The sequence below is a fragment of the Streptomyces sp. NPDC048196 genome, from assembly GCF_040652715.1.
In the GTDB taxonomy this organism is placed as follows: Bacteria; Actinomycetota; Actinomycetes; order Streptomycetales; family Streptomycetaceae; genus Streptomyces; species Streptomyces siderophoricus.
Genome location: NZ_JBEZMM010000043.1, coordinates 42086 through 65748, shown reverse-complemented (window position 1 = coordinate 65748; position 23663 = coordinate 42086). Strand labels below are relative to the sequence as shown.

General features: G+C 73.9%; 14 protein-coding genes and 1 pseudogene. 13 read left to right on the top strand and 2 right to left on the bottom strand.

Going from position 1 to position 23663, the window contains the following annotated elements; all coding sequences use genetic code 11:
- Positions 1 to 189, top strand: a pseudogene (locus tag AB0E02_RS30525) (hypothetical protein); the annotation flags it as partial.
- A 49-nt stretch (positions 190 to 238) separates the two neighbouring features.
- On the opposite strand, the gene AB0E02_RS30520 reads toward AB0E02_RS30525, so the two are convergent.
- Positions 239 to 979, bottom strand: coding sequence for a TioE family transcriptional regulator (locus AB0E02_RS30520; RefSeq protein WP_362145093.1), 741 nt, complete (start codon positions 977 to 979; stop codon positions 239 to 241).
- A 101-nt stretch (positions 980 to 1080) separates the two neighbouring features.
- Here AB0E02_RS30520 and AB0E02_RS30515 point away from each other — a divergent pair, with 101 nt between their 5' ends.
- Positions 1081 to 2262, top strand: a complete 1182-nt coding sequence (locus tag AB0E02_RS30515; protein ID WP_362145090.1) for an erythromycin esterase family protein — start codon at positions 1081 to 1083, stop codon at positions 2260 to 2262.
- Positions 2263 to 2355: 93 nt separating this feature from the next.
- On the opposite strand, the gene AB0E02_RS30510 is transcribed toward AB0E02_RS30515, so the two are convergent.
- Complete coding sequence (locus tag AB0E02_RS30510; protein WP_362145087.1) at positions 2356 to 3138, bottom strand: calcium-binding protein; 783 nt, start codon at positions 3136 to 3138, stop codon at positions 2356 to 2358.
- 191 nt (positions 3139 to 3329) lie between these two features.
- On the opposite strand from AB0E02_RS30510, the gene AB0E02_RS30505 reads away from it, so the two are divergent.
- The 11 genes from AB0E02_RS30505 to AB0E02_RS30455 all read left to right on the top strand — a co-directional run bounded on the left by AB0E02_RS30505 (position 3330) and on the right by AB0E02_RS30455 (position 23627).
- Entirely contained in the window at positions 3330 to 3695 is a 366-nt protein-coding gene (locus tag AB0E02_RS30505; protein WP_362145085.1) for a hypothetical protein, read from the top strand.
- 648 nt (positions 3696 to 4343) lie between these two features.
- Entirely contained in the window at positions 4344 to 5054 is a 711-nt protein-coding gene (locus AB0E02_RS30500; RefSeq protein WP_030411423.1) for a Crp/Fnr family transcriptional regulator, read from the top strand.
- Between the two features lie 164 nt (positions 5055 to 5218).
- The gene (locus AB0E02_RS30495; RefSeq protein ID WP_362145081.1) at positions 5219 to 6139 is read left to right on the top strand and encodes a hypothetical protein; all 921 of its coding nucleotides are present in this window, start codon (positions 5219 to 5221) and stop codon (positions 6137 to 6139) included.
- Between the two features lie 5 nt (positions 6140 to 6144).
- A complete protein-coding gene (locus AB0E02_RS30490) occupies positions 6145 to 8652 on the top strand; it encodes a hypothetical protein (protein WP_362145078.1) in 2508 nt (835 codons plus the stop codon).
- Positions 8645 to 9724 (top strand): hypothetical protein, encoded by a 1080-nt coding sequence (locus AB0E02_RS30485; protein WP_362145076.1) that lies wholly within the window; start codon positions 8645 to 8647, stop codon positions 9722 to 9724. Before AB0E02_RS30490 ends, AB0E02_RS30485 begins: the two co-directional genes overlap by 8 nt.
- Positions 9724 to 10287 (top strand): Pycsar system effector family protein, encoded by a 564-nt coding sequence (locus AB0E02_RS30480; RefSeq protein ID WP_362145073.1) that lies wholly within the window; start codon positions 9724 to 9726, stop codon positions 10285 to 10287. Before AB0E02_RS30485 ends, AB0E02_RS30480 begins: the two co-directional genes overlap by 1 nt.
- Positions 10288 to 10363: 76 nt before the next feature.
- Positions 10364 to 12697 (top strand): VWA domain-containing protein, encoded by a 2334-nt coding sequence (locus AB0E02_RS30475; protein ID WP_362145070.1) that lies wholly within the window; start codon positions 10364 to 10366, stop codon positions 12695 to 12697.
- A 121-nt stretch (positions 12698 to 12818) separates the two neighbouring features.
- Complete coding sequence (locus tag AB0E02_RS30470) at positions 12819 to 16544, top strand: tubulin-like doman-containing protein (RefSeq protein WP_362145067.1); 3726 nt, start codon at positions 12819 to 12821, stop codon at positions 16542 to 16544.
- Positions 16541 to 19207 (top strand): hypothetical protein, encoded by a 2667-nt coding sequence (locus AB0E02_RS30465; protein ID WP_362145064.1) that lies wholly within the window; start codon positions 16541 to 16543, stop codon positions 19205 to 19207. Before AB0E02_RS30470 ends, AB0E02_RS30465 begins: the two co-directional genes overlap by 4 nt.
- Entirely contained in the window at positions 19204 to 21309 is a 2106-nt protein-coding gene (locus AB0E02_RS30460; protein WP_362145061.1) for a hypothetical protein, read from the top strand. The genes AB0E02_RS30465 and AB0E02_RS30460 overlap by 4 nt, the downstream gene beginning before the upstream one ends.
- Positions 21306 to 23627 carry a hypothetical protein gene (locus AB0E02_RS30455; protein WP_362145058.1) on the top strand — a complete coding sequence of 774 codons (2322 nt, stop codon included), beginning with the start codon at positions 21306 to 21308 and terminating at the stop codon, positions 23625 to 23627. Before AB0E02_RS30460 ends, AB0E02_RS30455 begins: the two co-directional genes overlap by 4 nt.
- The last annotated feature ends 36 nt before the right edge of the window (positions 23628 to 23663 follow it).

Sequence of the window (23663 nt, the reverse complement as noted above, 5' to 3'; positions counted from 1 at the left end):
CAGTGGAACGGCGGCATCTACATGGACGCCGTCGAGGAAGCGCTCAAGCACATCGCCGACGAAAAGCGCAAGGACGTCCGGCTGGTCTCCTTCCGTCAGCTCTGCGACTGGCTCGACGCCCAGGACCCGAAAGTCCTCACCGACCTGCGCCGACTCGGGGTCGGGCAGCAGTTCACCGGACGCGGCTGACGACAACGGCGGTGGGAGGAGTCGGAGCCCGGGCCCCGGTCCGCTCCGGTCACCGCGGGCGGACCGGCGGGAGCGCCTGTGCCGCGGGGTGGTGGAGCAGGGTCAGATAGTGGCTGAGGTGGGTGGCCGCGGTGAGCATGGCGAGGCCCTGGGTGGTGAGCTTGTGGTGCCAGTCGTCCAGGGCGGTGGCCAGGGTGTCGGTGTCGCCGGCCGTCCGGATCTGCCGGACCACGGTGGAGATGTGGTCCAGCAGGTAGCCACCGCGCCTGAGGAGGTGGGCGAACTCGGCGTCGCGGATGTCGCTCGGGCCATAGCCGCGGTGGCCGGTGACCGGGTCGCGGGCGGGGGTGAGGATGCCGGCGTCCTCCCAGTTGCGCAGGGTTGCCGGGGTGACGCGGAGCTGGTGGGCGAGTTCGCCGATGGTGCGGGTGGCGGGAGCTGCCGAGGCGTCCGTGGTGGCGTCCCCCTCGGCCGTCAGGTGATCGACCGCTGTCCGCACCGCTTCGAGGGTCTCCCGGTCGCGGAGCAACTGGCTGTGGCCGCGGTCGATGAGCACCAGGGCGTCGTCGAGGGCGTCGCGGTGGAGTGCGTTCATGATCTGGCCGGCGGCCGCGTGCCCGTAGGCGGGGACGAGGGAGAGGAAGGCGCGGAGCGCTGCCGCATGGGCCTCGGTGTAGATGCGGTAGCCGCTGGCCGTGCGCTTTGTGGGCGGGAGGAAGCCGTCCCGTTCGTAGTTGCGGACCGCCTGGGTCGAGATGCCGTGCTCACGCGCGAGGTCGAAGGGCCGCATGGCTCTCTCCTGTTTGAGACTTTGGAGGGAGCCTATCGGGTGGTGGGCAGGTGGGAGCGTGGCAAGTCTCAACCGTGCTTTCAAGGATACGATTGAGGCTCATGAGTCAGGACCTACGCGACTTCGTGAGTACGTCATGTGAGCTGCTGGCGCTCGGTGAGCCGACGCATCTGGAGCCCGCCTTCGGGCGGATCCGCAACGAACTGTTCAGTCAGCTGGCCGACCATGGGTTCCGGTCGATCGCCCTCGAAATCGACCGGGTGACCGCCCTCGCCGTGAACGACTTCGTCCAGGGTGAAGCCGGCACCCTCGACGCGGTGATGAGGGAGGGCTTCTCGACCGACTTCGGAGAGCTGCTCGCCAACCGGCAACTCGTCGCCTGGATGCGCGAGTACAACGAGAACCGGCCGGAAGCAGAGCGCTTGGCCTTCCACGGCTTCGACGCCGAGATGGAGAACCTCAGCGCACCCAGCCCGCGCCGCTATCTCGAGTACGCCCGCGACTACCTGAAGCTCGACCTCGGCGAGGACCTCGCGCGCCTGGCCGGGGAGGACGAACGGTGGAGCCGCGCGGAGGCGATCCTGGACCCGGCGATGTCGGTCGGTGACACGGCCGAGGCCGAGCGGCTGCGGACGCTCGCGGACGACATGCTCGTCTCGCTCCATGCGCGCGCCCCGGAGCTGATCGCGGCGACCTCACGTGCCGAGTGGTGGAGGGCCAGGACCCATCTCACCGCCGGTCTCGGCCTGTTGCGCTACCACAAGCAGTCGGCGCAGCGCATCGACGAGAGCGCACGGATCTCCCGTCTGCTCGCCACCCGGGACGCGCTGATGGCGCAGAACCTCCTCGACATCCGGAGCATCGAGGCCCGACGGGGGCCGACCCTGGTCTTCGCGCACAACGTCCATCTGCAGAGGAACCTGAGCACCATGCGGATGGCGGACAGGGACCTCGACTGGTTCTCCGCCGGCGCCATCGTGGGGTCCCTGCTGGACGAGCGGTACACCGTCGTCCTCAGCAGCCTGGGCAGCAGCGAAACCCTCGGGCTGGGGGAGCCGGCCGCGGACACCTACGAGGCGGTGCTGCAGGGCCGTACCACCGGCTGGGGGCTGACCGCGGCCGGTGCGGTCACCGCTGCCACCACGGCGACTCCCGTCCGTGCGCGGACCGATACCACTCCCCAGCAGGGGTACTTCCCGCTCGACCGGGCGAGCCTCGACGCGGCTGACGCGATCCTGCACGTCAGCGACGGCCCGACTGCGGTGCGGCCGTTCCGCCCGTAGGGGCGTGGCGCCGGGTGTGACGAGGGAGATCCGGCGCCGCGCCCGTACGTCCTGCCGGTTGCCGGTGACCAGCTGCTGGTCACCGGCGGCCGGTTACGGCTCCTGCACGTCCACGTAGTCCCCGGTCGCGGAGACGGCCGGGGTGGTGGAGGTGCTGGCGAAGCTCCAGCGCCAGTAGCCGTCCGTGGTGGCGGTGGTGGTGGTCCTGAGGTCGCCGGTGCTGGAGGTGTTCACCGTCTTGACGGTGGTGTAGGTGCTGGTGCCCGCCTTGCGGAACTGGAGCCTGACCGGCTGGGCGGTGTAGCCGGCGTAGGCGTCGGTGTCCCAGTTGGCCCGGGTGAGCCTGCCGGTGACCGTGAGGGTCTTGCCCTGGGTCACCGGCTCCGGGCCCGCGTTGACGGTGAGCTTGGCGTACCGCTGGAGGCGGGTGGTGGTGTAGGCGTCCCGCTGGGCCCGGCTGTCGTCGTTGGCCGATACCTGGACCCCGACCTTCCAGGATCCGGCGTCGGCGTTGGTGAGCCACCAGTCCGGTTCGAAGGTGAACGTCTTCGAGCAGGTGGAGGTGGTCGCGTCGGCGGCGACGCAGTCCGCGGGGGTGGTGTCCTCGTTCGGCTTGATGTAGCCGTCGGGGTTGTCGGGGTCCGTTCCGCGCCAGAGGAAGAAGTCGGCGTCCCAGATGCCCGACGGGTCGGTCGCGGTCACCGAGACCGTGACGGTCTTGTCGGCGAGGCCGATCGCGATGTTCTTGCCGCCGTTGACGGTGACATCGGAGATCTGGATGTCGCCGACGGTCTCGTCCGCGTACGCGGCAGGGACGGTGGACCCGCCCAGCGCGGTGACGGCGGCGAGCACAGCGAAGATTGCGCGCTTGCGCATAAATCTCCCGGAGTGTGAAAGATGCCTGCCGCATACGGGACACGGCAGGCGAATGAGCGGGTCAACTATAAACAGTGAAATGGGCGGCGGGGGAAGGGAGTTCACCCCACCCCCAGAGGGATCTTGGAACCGATATGAAATCGCAGGTTTAACCGAGGTTTTGGGTACCCGGGTGAGGCAAGTAAGGGGTCATGAACAGCCCTCACGAACACCTGCCGGTAAACGACAATTACGGCCCCTATAACGTTAATCCCGACATCCACCGGCGCAGCCGGGACGGCTCCGGAGCAAACCGGACAGCCCTGGTCATCCACACGATCGCGGACATCGCCGCAGGTGTTCTGGGCCTGTGGATCCTGCTGTACCTGCTGGAGGCCAACCGGGGAAATGTCTTCGTCGGATTTGTGCACGGTTTGGCCGACTGGCTCGCGGGCTGGTCCCAGGACATCTTCACCATGGACACCGAAGGACTGCGGGTATTCCTCAATTTCGGTCTGCCCGCGGTGATTTACCTGCTGCTCGGTCACGGGATCGCCGCGCGGATACGCCGCCTCTGACCCGAAAATTCCGCCGGCGGGCGCCGATGACGCCCGGCGGTGCGCCCCGAAGTTTTCGCTGTGCTGATCCGCCGGTAGCCGCCATGAGCCGGCGGATCAGTCGTTCGGCCCCGGTGAGCGGCGACCGACCCCGCCCGGCCGGCGCGGCCCGCCGGGCCGGGGGACCGGTGCCGCGCCACGACCGAATCCCGGCTGCCCCCTGTACGGCGTGTGCGCTACGTCACATACTCGCCATGTGCGGGCAACCCAGGTGGGGTGAGCGCGGACAGGGCGGTGAAGTGCGGAAACTCGGGTTTTTTCGATCTTGGGGGTGGTGGCGTGGGGGAAGGAGTGACTCCTCTTGTGTGGAATGGAATTACCGATCCGTTGGCGGAAACCCGAGTTTTGGCCAATCGGGAGCGGCGGGGACCGCTCGGGTGGGCGGGGGTCTGACCTCCGGATCGTTGGCTGAAGGGTGGGGGCCGGTGGCTGGATGGTGAGGGGTTTGGGCAGTACGGGCGACTCGGGGTGGGGCGGTTCACCTGGGGGTTCGGGAAGTACTGCCGAGTATGCGGGGTGTGGCGTAATTCACTCGACCCAAAGCGTCACTCTGCGACCATCAACGCCTACGAAAAACCGGCCATACGGACTGCCGTGGGGGGAGTGGCCATGGGGCTGCTCGGCGACGAGCTGGCTTTTGCGCGGGCTTTGACAGCCCAGGAGAACGAGAGCGTGATGGCCCTCGGAAGCCGGAAGCGCTATGCGGCCGACGCCCATCTCCTGACGGAGGGCGACCGGTCCAGTCACGTCATGATCATTCTGCGCGGCTGGGTGACCGTTTCCGTGGCCACGGACCGCGGTGCCACCCGGCTGATACTCGGCCTGCGCGGCCCCGGTGAACTCCTCGGGGAGATGGCCGCGTTGGACAACCATCCCCGCAGCGCCACCGTGCGCGCCCTGGGGCCGATCGAGGCCCAGGTCATCTCCGGCGACGCGTTCCGTCGCTTCCTCGCCCTGCACCCGCGGGTCAGCGGACTGGTGATCCGCCAGCTCACCTTCCGGCTCCGCAGCGCCGACCAGGAGCGGTCCGCGCTCGCCTCGCTCACCGTGTTGCAGCGACTGGCCACCCGGCTCAGCGAGTTGTCCCGGGTCGAGCCCGCCGGCCCCTACGCCCCGCCCGTCCCCGGCCGTTCCAGACCCGGGACCGTCGTCCACCTGGCCCAGGACGAGCTGGCGGCCACCGTGGGGGCCACCCGCGAAGCCGTCGCCAAGGCCCTGCGGCTGCTGCGTACGCAGAAGGTCGTGCGTACCGGCAACCGGATGGTGGAGATCCTCGACCCCGCGCTGCTCGCCCTCCTCGCCGAGGGCCACCAGGAGTGAGCGCGGCGCGGAGGGGCGCGGCGCGGACGGGCGTGGCAGGGGGCGCGGACATGACGGGCAGAGCGCACGCCCGGCGTGTGTAAACGGCTACAGACGGCCTCGGTCCCGGGCCGGAAGCTGATGGGGACGGCAATCGAACAGAACGGCAGGACAGGGGGCTCGGGGTGGACGAGGACGCGAGGGATGCCGCGGAGGCGCACTACGAGTTGGTGATCAGCGTCGACGCCCGGCGTTCCGGGGAGTACGACGACGTGGAGAAGCCGCAGATGCGCGCCCGGATCTACCGGGTCCTGGAAACGGCGTTCAGCCACGCCAAGGTGGCGCGGGACGCGGTCCACATGGAGGACCGCGGCGACGGCGTACTGCTGTCGGTGGCCGGCCGGGTCTCGGTGACCCGGCTGCTCGGCCTGTGGATGGTCGAGGTGCGCGAGAACCTCCGGGAGGAGAACCGCGGCCTGCGGGTCCCCCTGGGGCTGCGGGTGGGCATGCACGTCGGCCCGGTGCGGCGCGACGACCGGGGGGTCAGCGGGCGCGCGGTCGACCTCGCGTGCCGGCTGGCCGACTCCCCCGTCGGGCGGCAGCTGCTGGACGCCGAGCGGGCGGACCTCGTGCTGGTGGTGTCCGAGTCGCTGTACGAGGACGTGGTCCGCAGCGGCGGCAAGTTCATCGAGCCGACGCGCTACTCCCGGGCCCGGCTGGCGCTCAAGGAAGGCGCGGTCAACGCCTGGTTCCACCTTCCCGGACGGGACGCACCGGCGATACCGGACGGCCTCGATCCGGGCGAGGAGCGGAACCGCACGGTGGCGGACGCATGGGGGGCGGGGGGCAAGGCAGCCGGGACGGGCGGCCACGACGGCTCGGGCCACCACGACGCGGACCGCGACGCCGACCACGACGACGAGGACGACATCGAGGACGACATCGAGGACCAGGACGTCGACCGCGGCGGGGACGCGCGGGGCGGCAGGTCCGGCGGTGACCGGTACGTCGTCCGGGGCGACATGTCCCGGAACCACGACAACGTCTACCAGCAGGGCGTGCACATCGGGCGGATCACCGGTGACGCCGAGCGGCGGAAGGGCTGAGGCACGTGGCCGAGGAGGAGCAGGCGGGGGGACCGGCCGAGCCCGAGGCCCCGAAGGCGGCCGGCGGGGCGTCCCCGGAGGGCGCGCACCAGGCCCGGGGCAAGGACGGTGACGACCGGGCGCGCGGGTCGGACGACAAGGGGGACGGGGACGCCGACGGCGAGGCCGCCGAGCGGGAGCGGGAACGGGAGCGCGCCGCGGGGCGGTTCAAGGAGCACACCGGCAATCCGCTCGCCGGGGAGGAGAGCGAGGACGGCCCGACCGACCTCGCCGCCGCGTCGCGGGCCCGCCGCGCCACCCGGATGCTGTTCGACACCGGGCGGGACCTGAACAGCTTCGACCGTTCGTACATCCGGAGCGCCCACATCGGGGACATCCACCTGCGGATGGACGCCCGGCAGGCCGCCGCGGGGGTGCGCAGCGGGCCGGTGCCGGACGACGAGCTGCGCCGGCTCCGGCGGGTGCACGTCGAACCGGAGGGGTACTTACGGCTGCGCAACGCGCTGCGGGCCCGCCGGCTGCTGGTGCTCGGCGCGGCACCCGGCACCGGGCGCACCAGCACCGCGCTGGCCCTCCTCGACGAGGTCACCGCCCTCACCGGGGACGGCCCGGGCGATGAGGCCGGGGCCGGACCGCGGGTGCTGCGGGTGGACGTCGAGACGGACGGCGGCGTGCCGAAGCTGGCCGGTTCGCTGGAGGAGCGGCACGGCACCGGTTATCTGCTGGAGCTGTCGCTCGGCAAGCCCGGTGCGCTGCCGCCGGACGCGATGGACCTGGACGGGCTGGCCGCGGCGCTGGACGAGCGGGAGTCGTTCGCGGTGATCGTCGTGACGGTCGGCGCGGCGGCGAACCCGCTGCTGGCCGGCCGGTACGGAATGCTCTGCCCGCCGGTGCCCACGCAGGAACTGCGCACCGCCCGGCTGCGGGAGCGGCTGGAGGAGCATGTCGCGGCGGCCGGGGACGACGAGCCGGACGCCGGGGGGCGGGTGGCCGAACTCCTCGCCCGCGCCGAGGAGTTGGCGGAGCAGACGGACGTCAAGGACGCGGTCGGGCTGAACGACCTGCGCCCCGCCGAGGCCGAACTGCTCGCCTCACTGCTGGCCGGCCATCTGCTGGACGGCGTCTCCTACGAGGAGTTGCTGGCCGGCTGCCGGAGTCTCGCGGCGGGTCAGGCCCACGAGTGGTTCGCCGGGGTGGACCGGGCGCTGGCTGCACCGCCGCCGGCCGCGGAGGGGAGCGCGGGGCGGCGGCCGGGGACGGCGGCGCTGTTCCACCCGGTGGCGTTCCGGATCGCGCTGGCCGTCCTGGGCGGCGCCTCGCACAGCGCGGTGGCCTCCGCCGCACACCTGCTGACCTGGGAACTGTCCGTCCAGAGCGATCCGGACCACACCCCGGCCCGGCCGCTGTTCTGCGACGACCCGGAGTCCGACCTGGCGCTGTCGCGGGCCGAACTGACCGACGGCGAGGTCGAGGTGGCCGGCTTCGAGGTGCCCGCCCAGCTGATCTGGTACCGCGGGGCGGCACTGCCCGGCGCGGTGCTGAGCGAGGTCTGGGACCGGCACTTCCCGGTCCGCGGCCCGGTGGTGCGCTGGCTGCGGCTGCTGGCCGACGACCCCCGTCCCCAGGTGTGGATGCGGGCCGCGGTGGCCGCCGGGGAGCTGTGCGTACGGGACTTCGACCACGGTTACGCGGAGCTGATCCGGCCGCTCGCCGAGGCGGGCACGCCGCGCCGGCGGATCTTCGCGGCCACCACGATGGACCAGGCGGCCGGGCACGCCTCGCACCGCAAGGCGGTGCGGCGGCTGGTCGACGACTGGAGCCGGTACGGCACGAAGTCGCTGCGCTGGACCGCGGCGATGGCGCTGGGCTACGGGAACGCCGCGGCCACCACGGACGACTCCCTCGACGCGCTGGCCCGGATCGGGGTCCGGGACGACGGGGAGCAGCTGGCGGTCGCGTCGTTCAACGTCGTCCGGCTGCTGGCGCTGCCGGACGGGGCGACGGTGCTGCGGCGGATGGCGGAGTGGACGCAGCACCGGCGCGAGCCGTACCAGGACCTCGGTCTGGTGACCACCGTCCGGCTCGCGGTGACCAAGGTGGACGAGGTGCTGGACGCCGAGCCCGATTCCGGGCTCGGGGGCCGCGGGGACTGGCCGCTGCCGCTCGCCCTCGCCGTCGCGCACCCCGAACTCGTCGCTCCCATGGCCGACTTGATGTGGACCGCGCTGAACACCGCGCGGTCGCAGGAGGTGGCGACGGACGCGCTGGAGGCCCTGCTGCGCACGGCCGTGCGCAAGGACGGCAGGGAGTGGACCCGGCCGGGGCTGGCGGCGCTGCTGCCCGCGCTGGCGACCGAGGAGCACGACCGGCGGCGGCTGGACTGGCTGCTGCGCCGAATGATGAAGGATCCGGACAATCCGCTCCCCGACGCGCAGGCGCGCTCCTTGTGGTGGCTCGCCGTCCCGCCGCGGGACCGGACGGGCGAGAGGTACCAGGAGGAAACGCATGGCTGACGACCAGGGCGTGGCGGGGGGCGGGGCGGCCGGCCCGGGGCCCGCGGGGCCGTTCCTGCGGGAGTACGCGCCGACGGGGCCGTTCCGGCACACGAGCGCGCGGACGGCGTCGGTGCTGTTCTACCGGAACGGCGGCTACAGCGTGGCCACCGTCCGCGGCATCCAGCACCACGACAAGCGGGCGCTGGCCCGGCCGCACACCATCTGCGAGATCGCGCTCGGCACGTTCGTCACGACGCTGCAGCTGGAGCTGCCGGCCGCCGGGGGCACCACGTTCTTCAAGGCCGAGGTGGAGATCCACTGGACGGTGAGCGATCCCCATCTGGCCGCCACCGAGGTGGTGACCGACGTCGCCCAGCGGCTCACCGCGCCGACGCTGGAGCGGCTCCGGGACGTCTCCGCGGAGTTCCCGGTGAACCAGGCCGAGCAGGCCGACCGCGCCATCACCCGGCAGTGCGCCGGCGGGCGCTGGGACGACCTGGGCGCCGATCTCGGGCTGCGGGTGCGGCTGTACGTACGGCTGCGGGTGGACGACCGGACGATCCACCACATGGACGACATCCGGGACGCGCACGCCTCGGCGGAGGTGACCCGGGTCCACCAGAACACGTTCCGGGACATGCTGCAGGGCGGCGAACTGGACCAGCTCAGCTACATGCTGGCGGCCGAGCCCGAGGCGGCCAAGGACTTCCTGGAGAAGATCCGCCAGGAGGGCCGGGCCGACGAGAAGGAGCGCATCGACCGGCTCTTCGCCATGGTCGACAGCGGCCAGATCCACTCCAACGAGGTGGAGGCCCAGGCGCTGGAGCTCCTCAACCGCGGCCGCCACCGCGTCCAGGGGCCCATCGGCTCGCTGCCCGCCCGCCGGGAGACACCGCAGCTGGGCCCGGGCACGTCCGAGCCGTTCACCCCGGACTGGGTCTCGGACGACCCGCCGTCCCGGGCCGGGCGCCCGTCGCACCTGGGCAAGGACGACCCGGCCGACGACGGCGCGACCGCCGCCGAGCCCGAACCGCCGCGCCGCCGCCGGCGCAGCCGCGACGACGGATGGTCCTGGGCGGAGGAGGACTGATGACGGCCGACGGGGGGACGGCCAGGGGGACCACAGACTCCCCCGACCCGGTCGTGCCGGTGCCGGACGGGGGTCGGCACGGCCACGACCGGGCGGGGGAACGCATCGCCGAACGGCTGTTGAACACGGTCCGGGAGGACCTCGGCCGGGCCGACTCCAAGGCGGCCGTGCTGCTCTCGGGGGCGCTGGCGCTGCCGGCGTTCCTGATCGGGTGGCACGGCGCGCCCGACTGGCGCGGTCCGGCCGACCTCACCCTGGTCGCCGCCGGGGTGCTCTGGGCGGTCGCGGTGACCGCGCTGGTCCGGGCGCTGATGCCGCGTACCGGCACGCTCCGCACGCAGGACGGGGTGACCTTCTTCGGCGATCTGCTGGCCCCCCACGACCTGCCCCGGCTGGCCGCCGAGATCGCCGATGCCGGCCGGGACCCGGCCGGGTGGCTGCTCATCCAGGCCGTGGACGTCAGCTCGATCCTGTCCGCCAAATACCGGGCCATCCGCTGGGCGGTGGGCGCGCTGGCCCCTTCGGCGGCGCTGGCCCTGGCCTGGAGCCTGACCGCGCGCTGACCGGCGGCCGGCCCGGCGCCGCCGCCGGCGGCGCACCACCAAGCACACGACGCAGAAACGAAATAAGGGGACGGCCGTGGGAACAGTGAGGGGAAGACGGCGGAACGGAAGGGGCTGGGCGCGGCGCGGCGCGGTCCGTGTGCTGGGCGGCGCCGCGGTGCTCATATCCCTGCTGGCGCCCGCCGCCCATGATCCGGTGCCGGCGGCCGCGTCGAAACCGGCCTTCAAATCCGTCAACTACGCGGTGGCGGTGGACGAGTCGGCCAGCCTGGCGCCCGACGACATGACGGCGGAGAAGGCCGCCGCCGCCCGGATCGCGCTGGGCGACGTCTCCTCGGCGTCCCACGTCACGGTCTTCGGTTTCGCCGCCGCCGAGTCCAACGACCAGCGTGCGGTGGACCCGGTGTGCCCGCGGACCACCCTGGACGCGGCCGGGCGGGACTCGATCGGCGGGTGCGTGGGCAAGCTGCGCAGCCGCAAGAAGAGCGAGGGCACCGGCACCGACTTCCCGAGCGCGATACGCCAGGGCGTGCACGAACTGAGCTCCGGCACCGACCCGTCCGTGCCGCGGGTGCTGTTCCTGCTCACCGACGGGCAGATGGACGTCACCGGCAGCCCGCAGTACGGCGACCCCGCGCACCGCAAGGACGAGGGCGAGCGGCAGCTGGACCGGGAGCTGAAGAACGCCCGGGCGCAGGGGGTGCAGATCTGGCCGCTGGGCTTCGGGCCCGACCCGGACAAGGACCAGCTCGACCGGATGGCCGCCGGCGGCTACCAGAAGGGCTGTACGGAACTGCCCTCGGCGCTGCCGAAGGCCGAGAAGGTCTCCGGCGCCAAGGACCTCGGCGCGAAGCTGGAGAAGATCTTCGCCGCGGCGCACTGCCTGCGCTACCAGCCGGGCACCAGCCCCCAACTGCCGCCGGCCACCATGGAGGTCGGCATCTCGCCGCTGGCGACCGTGGGCAGCATCGTGGTCGACAAGAGCGACCCCAAGGTGACGATCACCTACATCGACCCGAACGGCCACCAGGTGCCCACCACGGGGTCGTACCGCAAGTCGCACTTCGAGCTGGCGGGCGCCGGGGACGCCGTCGAGGCGCTGAAGATCGTCGACCCGGTGCCCGGTGTGTGGCAGGTGAAGGCCGAGGCGCCCGAGGGGCACCGCTCGCTGCCGGTCGGGGTCAGCGTGCTGTGGCAGGGCGAGCTGCGCGGCGCGATCACCATGGACCCGCCGTCGCCGCAGGCCGGCCAGAAGGCCACGGTGACCATGCGGCTGCAGACCCGCGAGGGCTACCAGATCAAGGACCCCCGGGACTACGCCGGGCTGCGGGTCCGCAGCGAGCTGACCGGGGACGGCTTCGCCGCGGTGCCGGTGCAGCTCACCGACGACGGGAAGGGGCCCGACCCCACCGCGAGCGACGGCTCGTTCACCGGTTCCGTGACGATCCCGCACAGCGCCGACGGGGCACTGAAGGTGAGCGGCACGCTGACCGCCTCCGGGCTCAGCGCGGACACCCGCAGCGAGAGCGGCCTGGTCGCGCCGGACGTGCTGCCGGTATCCGGCACGCTGCGGCTGCCGGACGCGGACGCCCACCCCGGGGACGAGGTCACCGGCACCCTGAGCGTCCACAACACCGGCAAGACCCCGCACACCCTGCGGCTGTCGGTCGCCGACCTCCAGCCGGGGCTGGTGTCGGTCAGCCCGGCCGAGATCGAGCTGAAGCCCCAGGAATCCGGGACGAAGACGGTGACGGTCCGCCTCGGCCCGGCCGACGCCTTCGGCGACCGCCTCGACGACGACGGGCTGAAGCTCGGCGGCACCGTCACCGCCGTCGACACCACCGACCACGACCGGAGGGTGGTGCGGTCCGCGCTGTCGGTGACGGTGACGCCGGAGCCCGGCCTCTGGGACGCGTACTGGTGGGCGTTCCTCATCGCGGCGGCGGTGCTCGCCGCGGTCGTCGCCGCGGTCCTCGCCTGGCTGCGGCAGCGGCGCGGCCGCCGGGACCCGTACGGCCTGATGCTGCAACTGGTCTCCGAGGACGGCGACGTGGTCGCCACCCACCCGGCCGGGCACGGCCACAAGCAGTGGTACGAGTTCGCGGTCGTCGAACCGCACCGCAGCCCGCGCATCGAGCGGCGCAACCACGGCCGCTACGCGATCCAGCGCAGCCCCGAGGGCGGCGCGTGGCTGCGCGAGCGGGGCGCCGGGCGGACCCGGCTGCCGGCGAACGGCACCGTCCCGCTGAGCGACGGGCTGAGCCTCTCCCTCGGCGAGGAGACCCGGTCCGCCAAGTCCCGCCGCAACCGGCCCACTTGGGGTGCGCGGACCCGGACCGGCACGACCTCCACCACCCCCACGGTCACCACCGAGGACGACGGCACCAGCACCTACGAGTCGTACCGGTGACGCGCGGGGCGGGCCGGTGCACCACCGGCCCGCCCCGGCACACCGCCCCGCGGCCGCCGGGCCGCGCGCACCGCACAGATCGAACGACCGGCCGCCGGTACGGCCGCAACGGGAGGAACCCATGAAAATCTTCCAGCCGATGCTCTTCGTCGGCCTGGGCGGCACCGGTGGCCTGGTCGGCGCCGAACTGGAGCGCCGGCTGCGGGCCGAGCTGTGCGGTCCGGACGGCGTCGCGCTCAGCCACCTGAGCGGCCACGCCCCCTACCAGCTCCCCGACTGCCTGCAGTTCGTCTACGCCGACTACAGCGAGACCGACCTCCAGCGCCTGCCGCAGTTCAACGTGGACCCGTCGCTGCGGGCCGCGTACGCCCGTACCTCTCGGGCCACCCACAACCTGCTGCCGAACTTCGACAGTTCACCGGAAGTGACCAAGATGCTCCGGGCGAGCCTGCGCGACGAGGTCGCCGACTGGCTGCCGCCGCGCATCGACGAGCCGAAGGTCACCCCGCTCCACAACGGCGCCGGCCAGCTGCCCACCGTCGGCCGCGCCGCCCTGTTCGCCACCCTGCGGCACAGCCTGGCCCCCGTACTGGAGCCGCTGCTCCAGGCGATCGACGCGATCGCCAAGTCGGCCGGTGAGCTGAGCGAACTGGGCGGCGGCAAGGTCAACGGCTGCGACGTGTTCGTCGCCTTCTCGGTGGCCGGCGGCACCGGCGCCGGCATCTTCCTGGACTACCTGCACCTGATCAACCAGGCGTTCAAGATGCGCCGGTTCGACGGCGTGAAGATCTACCCGCTGGTCGTGATGCCGTCCTCGTTCTCCTCGGCCTCCGGCGGCGGGCGGGAGGCGGAGCTGAACGCGGCCCGGGCGCTGGTCGACCTGTTCCGGCTGGTGGACGGGCAGAACGCGCCGACCGAGGGCGCGGAGATCGGCGACCTGGACCACGACTCCTCCGGGCTCGGCATCCGCTACCCCGGCACCACCCCGATCCGGCTGCGGACCGGCATCCTGCCCACCGCCTTCCTGTTCAGCCCGACCGCCGGCATCCGCCAGGACGACCTGCGGCGCTCCATCGTCTCCCTGGTGATGTCGCTGATCGGCACCGAGCTGGGCGACGGCCGGTCCCGGGGCCGGACGACCGCGGCCGACGACGACTACCAGACCTTCGCCGCGAGCTTCATCAACCGGGGCGTGCACCGCAGCGCGATGTCCCCCACCGGCATCGGCCGGCAGGGCGTCTCCACCAGCCTGGTGGCCTCCATGACCGCGCCGATGGACCAGCTGGCCGACCTGGTGGCCGGCCGGCTGCTGCGCGAGGCGGTCACCGACCTCGTCGAGCGCCCTCGGACCACGCTGCGGGACGGCGCGGTGCCGATGATCCGGCAGCTGTTCGCCGACTCCGGCCTCGAAGAGCTGTGGGAGCGGCGGCAGTTGCCGGTCCCCGAGCCCGAGCCGCTGCCGCGCGGCAGCCGGGCCATCGAGACGGCGCTGGGCGAGCGGGTCGCGGACATGCAGCGGCTGCTGGCCGACCTGCAGTCCGTCGCCGACCGCCAGGCCGCCTCGATGGCCGACCGGTTCGTGCCGCGGCCCGCCATCGACAAACTCCTGCAGAGCGTCGACCCGTTCCTCGCCGAACGTGTCGTGCGCGGGGTCCCGGACAGCGACGAGCCGATCGCCCGCGTCGGGTTCCTGGGCATGCTCAACAGCCGCGCGGTCGCGCCCCCGCGTCCGGCGGGGGTCACCGACCAGCCGCCCAAGGCACCGCGGATCAAGGGCCGGCTGGCCGGTATGTCACCGGCCCGCTGGGGTGACGACGACGTGCAGGCGGCCCTCCAGGCCCAGGACGCCTGGTACCAGTGGCGCAGCCGGATCGTGTGGCACGAGGCGTGGCGGGAGCAGCAGCAGCGCTGGCAGCCGCAGGCGGACGCCGCGGGCACCGACCTCGGGCGGCTGGTGAACGCCTTCCGCAAGCACTCCGAGCAGGAGCGGAAGCTCTCCGCGCAGAAGGGCCTCGAACTGTACGAGGACCGCACCGGCATCTCGTACCTGCTGCCGCCGCAGCGCACCCTCAACCACTTCTACGAGGACCTGGTCACCCGGCTGGTCCGCCGCGAGGGCCTACGCGAGCACGACGACGAGGCCGCGCTGCTGCTCAAGATGATCGACGGGGACACCTGGCGCTCGGTGCACGCGCAGAGCCGCCGCAACCCGGACGGTGCGGTGGCGGCCGTCAAGGCCCAGCTGGAGGGCCGGATCACCCGGCTGTTCGCGGAGAGCGGCGAACACCTGGAGGAGCGGCCGCTGCTGCCGCCGATGAGCACCCTGCTGGCCGCCGCGGCGGGCGACGCGGACGCCACCGACCAGGTCAGCAAGGAGGCGCTGGAGCTGTTCGGCCGGAAGCTGACCGGGCTGCTGCCGGTGGGCTTCACCCCGGAGGGCACCGGCCCGCTGCGGGTGCTGGTCACCTACCCGCGGGTCCAGTCCGTGGAGGAGGTGCAGGAGTTCCTCGGCAAGGCGCTGCGACTGCCCTCCGACGCCAAGAACTCGGTCGAGTACCGCGGCGTGGAGAGCGACTCGATCACGGTGGTGCTGTTCCGCAGCGAGATGAGCCTCACCCAGGTGCCGGAGGCCCGCAAGGTGCTGCGCCAGTGGGCCCGGGCCAAGGACAACGAGCAGGCGCACGACGTGCTGCGCTGGCGGCAGCGGCTCGGCTACCGGGACAGCTGGATGGTGAGCTGCGAGGACGACCGCCGCGCCATCCTGCACCGGCTGCTGTGCTGCATGTGGAACGGCCAGGTGGACGTGGTGGGCGGCGACACGTCCTCGCCGGAACGGGTGCGGCTGCGGCTGTTCCCCGAGAAGGGCGAGAACGTGCCCGGGGTCCGGCTGCGGCTGGGGGACTTCCCCGGCGGGGTGTCGAGCTGGGCGGAGCTGCTCCGCTCGTACGAGCGCTGGACCGTCCTCGACGACGAGCGGATCGTCGAGGACTACTGCCGTGAGCTGATGGGGGCCCAGCCGCAGGGGCTGGCCCGCAGCGGGAGTGATCCGCATCCGCTCTTCGTCGAACTCGTCGAGAAGATCGCGCCGGCGCAGCTGAGGCTGCTGGAGGAGCGCCGGGAGCGCGGCGGGGAGCGGGTCGAGGGCTGGGTCCGGCCGCTGTGGGAATTCTGGGCGGAGACCCTGCCGGCCGCGCTGGACACCGAGTTCGGGGACCAGCGCGCCATTCAGCCGACCCTGCGCACCCTGCTGGAGCACGTCCGCGGCGGCACGCCGGAGCCCCGGGCCCGCAAGGAGTTCCCCGAGCCCCGGCGCCGGGTGACCGAGGAGGACGACTGGGGCACCGCGCCGCGGTCCTCGGGCGGGGCGTACCGGGACGACGACGCGTCCGGCGCGGACCCGTACGGGAGCGGCGAGGGCTCGTACGGGCGTGACGAAGACTCGTACGGGCGGGGCGAGGACGCGTACGGGCGCGACGGGGACTCCTACGGGCGTGACGAAGACTCGTACGGGCGCGACGGGGACTCCTACGGGCGCGACGCGTCCGGTGACGGCTCGTACGGCACCGGCGACCGGCGCCCGTCCGCGGACCGGGAACGGGAACGGGACCGGGATCGGGACCGCAGCCGCGACCGGGATCAGGACGGCGACCGGGACCGCGAGCGGGACCGCGACCGGGACCGGGAGGAGGGCCGTGACCGCGACCGGCTCAACGGGCACTCCGCCGGTGACGGCCGGCCGTGGGCGCCCTGGGACGACGACGCCCGGGAGGACCGCTCCTCCGGCGGCGCCGACGACGGCGGCCGGGACCGTGCGCGCCGCAACCCCTGGGACGGTGATGCGGAGTGACCACCACGGAGGAGGCCACCGCCGTCGTCCACCTGGACCTGCGGACACAGGCGGCGCAGCTCGACACCGCCGCGGCCGTGCGGTCCGCGGTCGCCCGGCAGCTCGGCCGGGCCGGGCTGCCCGAGCCCGACCACCCGCTGTTCCTGGTGGTGGACACCCCGGCGGGACTGACCGAGCACCAGCGGCAGTACGAACTCCTCGCCGCCTACCGGGCGTTGGGCGAGGTCCGGATGCTGGTGCTGCTGGTGGGCAGCGCACCCGGGGCGTACGCCGGCGACGAGGAAGTGCTGCCGCCCGACCGGCGGCTGGTGCGGCCCGCGGTGCTGCGCGGCTCCGGCACCGCGCTGCTGTGGGCGGGCGATCTGCGCTCCGCCCGGACCGCGCTGGAGCAGCCGGCGCCCGACGACCCGGCGGCGCTGGCGGTCCTGGTGGACCTGCTGTCGGTGCCGGACGTCTTCCAGCGGGTGCTCGACGACCTCGGGTCGCTGCCCGACACCGTCGCCGCGCCCGGCGTACGGCTGCTGGAGCAGGACCTGCCGCCCGAGGTACGGGACCGGGCCTGGCGCGATGCGCTCGGCCGGTTCGCCGGCGAGGACTCCGACCATGTACCGGAGTTGCCGGCCACCCGGTCCGGCGTCGACCTGCCGGAGCCGCTGCGCGGCCTGGTGGCCGGCCGCGGCGGCCGCGACCTGCGGCACCGCGAGACCGGCGGGGTGGCGGACGACGCCTACCGTGCGTGCGCGCAGGCGCTGGACGACGCGGAGGAGGAACTGGCGGGCCTGCGGACCGTCCTCGGCCTGCTGCGGCCCGTCCACCGGGGGACGTTCGAGGCCGAGCTCGACCGGGCCCACCAGGCGCTGGTCGACTACCGGGAGCTGGTCGCGGGGGCCCTGCACAGCGGCGGCAGTTCGGGTGCGCCGTCCGCCGCCGAGGCCACCGCCCGGCTCGCGGCCCTCGGTCTGCGGGTGCCCTCGGCCGAGGGCGTGGGCGAGCGGATCGGTGAGGGGCTGCGGGAGTTCGCCGGGAAGCTCCTGGGACAGGGGCTGGCACTGCGCGCGGTGGCTCGGCGGTTCACCGCGCTGGCCGGGCGGGTGGAACCGGTGCCGGGTTCGGCACTGCTGCCGCGGCTGGCCGACCTGCCGGTCGCCGACGCGGCGGCCCGGTCCCAGGCGGCGGCGGGCCCGCTGCCGGTCACCCCGGCCGCGGTGCTGGCGGCGGGCGCGGCGGGGCTGCTCGGCGGGCTGTGGCAGTGGCCGTTCATGGCCCTGGCGCTGCTCGTCCCGCTGGTCTTCCAGGGCCTGGCGGCGCTCGGCGCGACCCGGCTGCGGGGCGCGGGACGGCCGGGCCGGTGGGCCGTGGGCGCCCGGGTCGCGGCGGTCGTGGGCGCGGCGGCCGGAGTGACGGTGGCGTACGCGACCGACCCGCCGCCGTGGCTGAGCACCGCCGCGGCGCTGGTGGGCATCGGCGCCGCGGCGGAGACCGCGCGCCGGCTGTGGCGCACCGCGGCCGACACCTGGGGCGCGGACCAGGGCACCCTCGCGCTGCGCCGGTCCCTGGCCGGGCTGGACGCGCTGCTGGCCGAGGCGGTCCGGGAGCACTGGGCCGCCGACGAACGGCTGTACTGCGCCGACGCGGCCCGGTCCGTCGCCGGCATGCTGCGGGCGACCGCGGCCGCCGCGGACGCCGAGGCGGCCCCCGAGCCCGAACGGCCGGCCGGCACCGGCCCGTCCGGCACCGAGCCGGCGGCCGCGGACGACTGGCTCTCCAGCGCCTCGGCCCTGGAGACGGGCACCTTCGCGGTGGCCGACGACGCGGACAGCGACTGGGCCAGCGCCTACGCCTGGGACGACGAGCCCTCCTGGGACGACCCCGCCGCACCGGCCGGGGAGCAGCAGCCCGCCGGGCCCGCCGACACCTGGGAGGACCGCGCCGCCGGTGCTCCGCGCTGGCTGGACCGGGAGAGCGGCGAGGGCGGGCCGGAGCTGGTCGCCACCCTGGCCGGGGACCTGACGGACGCCGCGATGGTCGCGATGGCGCCGTACTGGGGCGCCGTCGAACGCGGCCAGGCCGGGGCGCTCGCCGTCCGGCGCACCGAGGAACGGGTCCGCGAGCTGCTCTCGGCGGCCCGCCGGCACCTCCGGACCAACGGGGTGCTGGCCGCACCGCCGTTCGCCGCCGACCACCGCGCCCGCGCCAGCTCGGCGAACCTCCTGGGGACCGACCCGCAGCGGGTGGCCGAACTGGTGGGCGCGGAGGCCGACCGGCGGGCCGTGGTGCAGCTGTCCTCGCCCGAGCAGGGCACGCTGCTCAACCGCGACCCGGCGGCCGCGGTGTGGCTCAGATTCGCGCCGGAGGCGGTGCGCGGCGAGGTCGAGAAGGCCTGGCGGACCGGCGGCACGGGCCAGCCGGCCGACGCGCTGTGGACGTCGTCGGGGCGGTACGCCGGGCTGATCCGGCTCACCCCGCTGCGGATGGGCGTGGTCGACACCGTCCGGCCCCGGGAGAGCCCCGGGGGCGACGGGACCGACGACGGCCCCGACGGCTTCGACGGGCCCGACGGGTACGGCGCGCCCGGCGGGTACGGCGGCCCCGGCGGGTACGGCGGCTCCGACGGGTCCCCCCAGGTCGACGCGTACGAAGGAAGGGACGGCGACCTCTGGTGACCAGCACCTCGCACCCCCACGTGGTGCAGCCGGACGGTACCCGGCGGGCCACGCTCGCCTTCACCGTCCCCTCGGGGCGGCGCCGGGTCGCCCCGGTCCGCTTCGGCCGCGAGTCCCGCCGCGATCCGCAGTTGCCGCAGCGCATCCGCAACGGACTGCTCGACGACGAGGGGCAGCAGTGCGTCCAGGTGCGGCTGACCGCGGCCGACGCGGCCAACTCGGCGGCCCGGGCCCTGCTGGACGCCGAGGCGGGCACCGCGCTGCGGCTGCACCGGGTGCTCGACGACCCGGAGCACGCGGCGCTCTTCCCGCAGATCATCGGCTACGAACTCGACACCGCCGAGCCGTTCCTGCTGTACGCCGCGCCACGCGGCACCGCGGCCGCCCGCACCCATGTGATGTCCGCCAGCGACCAGCGGGTCTTCGCCCGGGACCTGCTGCGGGCGCTGTGCCTGCTGGACGGCCAGGGCCTGGTGCTGCGCGGCATCTCACCGGCCACCGTGCTCTGGGACGGCACCTCGGTGCAGCTCTGGGGGCTGGAAGGGGTGGCCCACGTCGGGCGGCCACGGACCCGGTGGGGCCGGGCCCCCTACTGCCCGCCCGAACAGCGCCGGGGAGAGGGTTTCGTGGACTCCCGGGATGCGGTGTGGAGCGCCGCCCAGGTGCTCTACCAGCTGGTGACCGGCCGACCCGGACCGCCCGACCGGGCACCGGACGACCTCGCCGCGCACCGGGTGCTCGCCGAGACGCTGCGCGGTGCCTTCGCCCCGCGGGCCGCCGACCGCCCCACACCGGCCGGGCTGCTCGACCTCCTGGCTCCGGGGGCCGCCCGGCAGCTCACGCTCACCGGGCCCGCCGACGACGAGTACCGCCCGGACCAGGAGGCGTTCGACCAGGCCCTGCGCCTCAAACGGCAGGCCCCCGCCGCCGAAGCCCCGGCAGGGAACAGCGGCGGGCGGGGCAGCGGAGAAGTCCTCTGCCCGTACTGCCTGGAGCCCATCCAACTCGACCTCACCGCGCTGTACGTCACCGACAGCCGCATGCAGTACCAGCAGCTGGACGTCAAGGGGATCACCAACGCCCTGCGGCGGCAGGACGTGATGCGGTCCGCCGTCCAGAAGTGCACCGCGGACCCGGACTTCCCCGAGCACTTCATCCCGGTGCCCTACCTCACCTACGGCCGTCCGCTGACCGTCGCGATGGTCGGCCAGTCCTCCACCGGCAAGAGCCATCTGCTGACCCAGATGATCGCCGAGATCACCGACGGCGGCCTGGAGCCGTTCGGTCTGAAGTGGCAGTCCGTCAACCCCGAGCAGCACGCCCGGTTCGTACGGGAACGGGTGCAGCCGCTGCGCAACGGCAAGGTCCTCGACCACACCGGCGGGATCGGGCTGGACGGCTTCGCCCGCTTCGTGGAGTCGCTGCTGATCACCGACGCCCGCGGGCAGGTGCGCCCGGTCGCCTTCTTCGACCTCGGCGGCGAGGACCTGGTGCGGACCGACGCCGCGCTCCGCTTCCTGCTCGGGGTCGACGCCCTGGTCTTCGTCGTCGACCCGGCGCTGGCGCTCCCGCTGCCGCATCTGGACCACGCCAGGGAACGCTGGGGCCTGGAGGTCAACCGGGACGGCGATCTCGCCTTCGGCACGGTCCTGGACCGGCTGCCGAAGAACGGCCCGTATCTGGACGTGGCGGCCACGATGGTGCTCGGCAAGGCCGACCTGCTGCGGTTCCAGCCGCCCGTCGACCGGTGGCTGGGCGAGGCACGGCCCACCGCCCTCGACCCCGCGCGGGTGCGCGAGGAGAGCCGGGACGTCCACGGCCTGCTGCGCCGGCACGCCGGCCAGGCGTGGCTGCGCCCGTTCGACGCGATCCGCCGGTGCACCCTGCACGTCGCGTCGGCCACCGGCGGCCAGGAGGACCACGGCCGCTATCCGACCGGGGTGGGCCCCCGGCGGGTGCTGGCGCCGTTGGTGTCGCTGCTGGCGATGCACGGGGTGATCGAAGTGCCGGGCGGCGCCGAGGCGTTCGCCGTCGGAGGGGCGGCCGCGCGGCCATCGGCCCCGCCGGAAGCCAGCGGATCAGGGGGAGAGGAAGCGGAGTGAGCGACTTCACGGAGCGGAGACCGACGCACCGTCCTACGGCCACCGGCACCGGCACCGGTGGACCGGGCTTGACGGGCGGACCGGGCCTCACGGGCGGGCCGGCCTACGCGAGCGGGCCGGCCTCCGCGGGCGGGCCGGGCTTCACGGGCGGGCCGGGCTTCACGGGCGGGCCGGGCTTCACGGGCGGGCCGGGCTTCACGGGCGGCCCGGGCTTCACGGGCGGCCCGGGCTTCACGGGCGGGCCGGGCGGCGGTGGCGCCGTGGACACGGTGCACCAGGTGGTCTTCCGGTGGGACGGCAACCAAGGACGCCAGGGCACCGGCATGAAGGCCGTCGCCCATTCCTGCACGGCCGAACGCGCCGAGGAACTGGGCCGGGAACTCGGCCCGTTGCTGTGGGTTTCCGGTGCGGCCGCGCCCCGGCCGAGCGTCGTCCGCACGGTCTCCCGCGACGGCGACGTGATGCTCGTCCAGCGCTGGCCCACCACCGACCGGGGCGGCCGCCCCAGCACGGTCAGCCATGTCCTGATCGGCGCGCCGGGCACGTTGAAGACCCGTCAGAGCCTCGGCCTCGCGTACGGCGGCTGGAGCCCCCGGGAGTCCGCCGAACAGGCCACCGGGCAGCTGCGCCCGGTGGAGTGCGGGGAGCTCGACGCGCTGGCCCGCCGGTGGCTGCCGGAGATGGAGGGGCGGCTGCCGACGGTCCAGCGCCCGCTGATCCTGATCGCCGCGGAGTGGCTGCGCGACCCGGCCCAGCGGATCTCGCTCCTCATGGAAGAGGAGGAACCTCCCGGCCAGCCGGGCCCGGACCCCGCGCCACTGGTCTACCTGGGCCTGTTCCTGCTCTTCGGCTCCTGGCTGGGGCGCGAGTGGACGTTCGCCACGTACGACACGGTCGACAGCCATCCGCTGCGGCTGATGTGCGTACCGCGCTGGGAACCGGACGCGGGCGGGCCGGGCCCGCTGGCCCGGGTCGACGTCCGCACACCGGTCCAGCCGCAGGTCGAGCACAAGGCGGCGAACCGGCTGGTCAAGCATCTCCTGGCACACCCGCCGGGCAGCCCCGGCCTGCCGCAGCTGATCGACGGGCTGAGGAACGGCGCGACGCTGGACTGGCCGCGACGCCAGGCCCTGCTCAAGGACTTCCTCTCCGTCGACCGGCCGCCGGGCCCGCCGGCCGCCGCGGCCCCCCAGCCGGACCCCGGACCGACGGCGGGGCCCGCACCCACCCTGACGAAGGGGCCCGCACCCGCACCGACGCACCTTCCGCCGCCCGTACGAGAGACGTCTCCCGTACCGGAGACGGCGCCGGCACGGGAGACGCCACCGGTGCGGGAGACGCCACCGGTGCGGGAAGAGCCGCCGGCGCGGGAGCGGGACACGCCACCGCCGGTGCGGGACCTGACAGCCCCGCTGCCGAGCCGGGAAGCGTCGCCCGCGGCCCGGGAGGCACCCCCGTTCCGGGAAACACCGCCGGTCCGGGAAACACCCCCGGTCCGGGAGACGCCACCCCCCGCCGCGCCCCAGCCCCAGGCGCCCCCCGCGTCCCACGAGCCGCCCGCGAGGCACGAACCGTCGCCCCCCGCCCCCCGGACACCCGGCGCCCTCGAAATGGCCTCCGTGCGAGAGGAGTTGCGCAATCCACTCCCTCGGAACGCCCTGCAGCGCGACCTGCTGACGGAGCGGCTGCGCGCCCTGCCCGACGAGGCGCTCTTCGACGTCCTGCGTTCCGGTGGGCTGCCGCCGGAGCCGCTGGGGATGCTGCTGGACGAGCTGGGGGACGCCCTGCGGGTGCGGGAGCGCCGGCCGCAGATGCAGCACGACCTGTGCCGGGAAGTGCTCGACAACGGGCTGTACTTCGAGCCGAACGGGCTGGACCCGGAGTCGGCGTCCCGGACGGCCATGGCGCGCCGGGCGGCCGACCTCTATCTCTGGGCCGTCGCCCCGCTGACCAGGGACGCACGCTTCCTGCCCGATCTGCGGGAGCTGCTGCACCGCATGTGCCGGGACCGTCATCCCACGGCGGGCAACTGGCTCTGGGACAGCATCATCGCCCCGGCGAACGGCGTCGCCCCCGACCTGCCGGCCGACCTCTGGCAGCAGATCGTCCGGGACGTGCACCAGAAGAGCCTGGCCCCCGCCGCCACCACACCGGCGGCCACCACCCAGCCATCCGCCCCGGCTCCCACCACGGCCGCACCGGACCCACCCGCCTTCGGGAGCCGGTTCAACGAATTGACGTCCAGCCTGGGTTGCGTGGTGGGCAGCGGCGTCGGCGTGATCATCGTCCTCCTGGCGATCGTGCTGATCTTCGCGTAGCCGACAACGGCAGGGCCCCGGCCGGATTTCCGGCCG

Coding starts and splice junctions, on each gene's coding strand:
- AB0E02_RS30515 (WP_362145090.1), top strand. CDS start 1,081: ATGAGTCAGGACCTACGCGACTTCGTGAGTACGTCATGTGAGCTGCTG.
- AB0E02_RS30510 (WP_362145087.1), bottom strand. CDS start 3,138: ATGCGCAAGCGCGCAATCTTCGCTGTGCTCGCCGCCGTCACCGCGCTG.
- AB0E02_RS30470 (WP_362145067.1), top strand. CDS start 12,819: ATGAAAATCTTCCAGCCGATGCTCTTCGTCGGCCTGGGCGGCACCGGT.
- AB0E02_RS30505 (WP_362145085.1), top strand. CDS start 3,330: ATGAACAGCCCTCACGAACACCTGCCGGTAAACGACAATTACGGCCCC.
- AB0E02_RS30485 (WP_362145076.1), top strand. CDS start 8,645: ATGGCTGACGACCAGGGCGTGGCGGGGGGCGGGGCGGCCGGCCCGGGG.
- AB0E02_RS30480 (WP_362145073.1), top strand. CDS start 9,724: ATGACGGCCGACGGGGGGACGGCCAGGGGGACCACAGACTCCCCCGAC.
- AB0E02_RS30500 (WP_030411423.1), top strand. CDS start 4,344: ATGGGGCTGCTCGGCGACGAGCTGGCTTTTGCGCGGGCTTTGACAGCC.
- AB0E02_RS30520 (WP_362145093.1), bottom strand. CDS start 979: ATGCGGCCCTTCGACCTCGCGCGTGAGCACGGCATCTCGACCCAGGCG.